This is a genomic window from Stenotrophomonas sp. 05L44_2 (genome assembly GCF_056665995.1).
Genome location: NZ_JBFTNR010000627.1, coordinates 1 through 2,466, shown reverse-complemented (window position 1 = coordinate 2,466; position 2,466 = coordinate 1). Strand labels below are relative to the sequence as shown.

Annotated in this window: 3 protein-coding genes and 1 pseudogene; 1 reads left to right on the top strand and 3 read right to left on the bottom strand. The window is 66.5% G+C overall.

What is annotated here, in order from left to right:
* Together AC1VAN_RS18415 and AC1VAN_RS18410 are read right to left on the bottom strand one after the other, a co-directional pair.
* A pseudogene (locus AC1VAN_RS18415) lies at positions 1-192 on the bottom strand (MBL fold metallo-hydrolase); the annotation flags it as partial.
* A complete protein-coding gene (locus AC1VAN_RS18410) occupies positions 192-941 on the bottom strand; it encodes a 3-deoxy-D-manno-octulosonic acid kinase (protein WP_025878162.1) in 750 nt (249 codons plus the stop codon). The gene AC1VAN_RS18410 and the pseudogene AC1VAN_RS18415, both read right to left, overlap by 1 nt.
* Positions 942-961: 20 nt before the next feature.
* On the opposite strand from AC1VAN_RS18410, the gene AC1VAN_RS18405 reads away from it, so the two are divergent.
* Positions 962-2,008, top strand: a complete 1,047-nt coding sequence (locus AC1VAN_RS18405; protein ID WP_088101167.1) for a glycosyltransferase family 9 protein — start codon at positions 962-964, stop codon at positions 2,006-2,008.
* Between the two features lie 118 nt (positions 2,009-2,126).
* Here the strand turns inward: AC1VAN_RS18405 and AC1VAN_RS18400 are convergent, their stop codons facing one another.
* Positions 2,127-2,465, bottom strand: coding sequence for a DUF6165 family protein (locus tag AC1VAN_RS18400; protein WP_480986399.1), 339 nt, complete (start codon positions 2,463-2,465; stop codon positions 2,127-2,129).
* Between the last annotated feature and the right edge of the window lies 1 nt (position 2,466).

Sequence of the window (2,466 nt, the reverse complement as noted above, 5' to 3'; positions counted from 1 at the left end):
GTCCAGGTGTACATGGGTGACGAACAGCGCCTGCGGCATATGCCCGTAATGGGCCTTGAAGGCAGTCAGGCCTTCGCCGCCGCAGTCGATGGTCAGCCAGGGCCGACCATCGCGCTCGATCACCGACATCGGCGAACCCAGCTCGACCGCCGACGCATTGCCGACGCCGAGGAAACGCAACGACCAGTCCATCAGGTGCCCCGGTTCCAGGCCATGTCATAGGCGCGGCGCAGGCGCGCGTAGTCTTTTTCCACGTCTTCCACGCTGCGCTCACCGCGCAGCTTGATCAGCGAGCGCAGCAGGCGCTTGAGATTGCGCTCGCGCCAGGCCGTGGCCGGGATGCGGATCACCCCGCGATCGAAGTCGATCAGCCAGCCATGGCCGTTGCCATCGAACAGGATGTTGTGCGCATTGAGATCGGCATGGTCCAGCCCGGCACGGTGGAAGCGCGCGATCATCCGCCCGGTTTCCTCCCACGGCGCCCCGCGCCCGGCCACCAGTGCGCGGTCGGCCAGCGAGCGCACCCCTTCGATCCGTTCCATCAGGATCGCGGCGCGGTAGCGCAGGCCTTCACGCATGTAGAAGGCGGCAATCGGCCTGGGCACCGGCAGCTTCTTCTCGCGCAGCGCGCGCATCAGCCGGAATTCGGCAAAGCTGCGGGTCCGGTCCGCCCCCCGCCAGATGTACTGGTCGTGGCTGATCCGGGCCGCGAGCCCACCGCGCAGGTAGTGCCGCAGTACGCTGGCGCCGAACGGCGCATCCACGAACCAGGCGCTGCCACGGCCGCCCTCACCCACCGGCCGGGCCTTGCCGGCCCAGTGCTGTGGCGAGAACAGACCGATGTCGGCTTGCCGCAGCCGCTCGCGGTCGAACAGAATGGCCCCGATGCCGCGACCCTCGCGGCATGGCGTCAGCGCTTCATTGGCGTCGAATGCGACCATTCCTTTGAGTCTAACAACACATGGCATCAGCGTCCTCCTCCTTGTGTCTTCTGCGCCTGTCCGCTCTTGGCGATGTGACCCACGTAGTGCCGCTGGTGCGCACCCTGCAGGCCGCGCGCCCGGACACGCCGATCCACTGGATCATCGACAAGGTCGGGCAGAAGCTGCTCGATGGCCTGCCGGGCGTCACCTTCCACGCCTACGACAAGAAGACCGGCATGGCCGGAGTGAAGGAGCTGCGCAAGCAGTTGCCGCCCGGGCGTTTCGAGGCCCTGCTGCAGATGCAGGTGGCGTTCCGCGCCAACGTGCTGTCCGCCTTCATTCCTGCCGAGCGCCGCATCGGGTACGACCGCAGCCGCTCCAAGGATCTGCACGGCCTCTTCATCAACGAACGCATCCCTGATCGCCCGGGCATCCATGTGCTCGATGCCATCGGCAGCTTCTGCGAGCCGCTGGGCCTGCGCCAGACCGATGTCAGCTGGGACCTGGCCGTGCCGCAGGCAGCCTATGACTGGGCCGCCGCGCAGTGGCAGGACGATGGCCGGCCGGTGCTGATGATCTCGCCCTGCTCCAGCCACGTGCGCCGCAACTGGTACGCCGACCGCTATGCCGAGGTCGCCAACCATGCCGTCACGCGCGGTTGGCGGATCGTGCTGTGCGGCGGCCGCAGCGAACTGGAGCGCAGCATGGCCGACGCCATCCAGGCCCAGCTGGATGTTCCGGCACTGGACCTGGTCGGCAAGGACACGCTCAAGCAGTTGCCGGCCCTGCTGGCCCGCGCCAATCTGGTGATGACCCCGGACTCTGGCCCGATGCACATTGCCAACGCAATGGGTACCAAGGTGCTGGGCCTGCATGCGGCCAGCAACCCGAACCGCAGCGGCCCGTATTCGGACCGCCGCTACTGCGCGGACCGCTACGACGACGCGGCGCGCAAGTATCTGGGCAAGCAGGCAGCCGACCTCAAGTGGGGCACCAAGATCGAATTCGACGATGTGATGGAACTGATCACCGTCGAGGACGGCATTGCCGCGTTCGAGCGTTACGTCGCCGACCATCTGGGATGAGTGGCACGCCGGGCAGCTGAGCGCTGTCTACTGGGTGCGGACCTTGGTCCGCACCGTCCCGCAACCCGGGAGATCCATCCACGCATGGCGTGGATCTACTGCGTCGGGCCGCCCGGGATTACGCGCGCTGCGTGTAATCCTGGTAGGACTTCTCTTCCACGTACGCCGAACCCAGCGCTAGGTTGATCGCCTTCTTGATGCGTGCGCGTTCGTCGTTGCGCAGGTACACGCTGCGCGCCAGGTCGATGAACCCCTGATCGAATGCGTGCGCCTTGTCCTTCAGGCGGATGTCGTCCTCGATCTCCCACAGCTGCTCGTTGACCGCCTTCAGCTCGGCGCGCAGCTTGGCGATGTCCTTCACTGCCGCCGGGTGCGCCATCCACGTGGTTTCCAGCGCGGACAGCTCCTTGCGTACGTTGGCCAGCTTGCCTTCGTCACTGATGCGCTCGGACTTGATC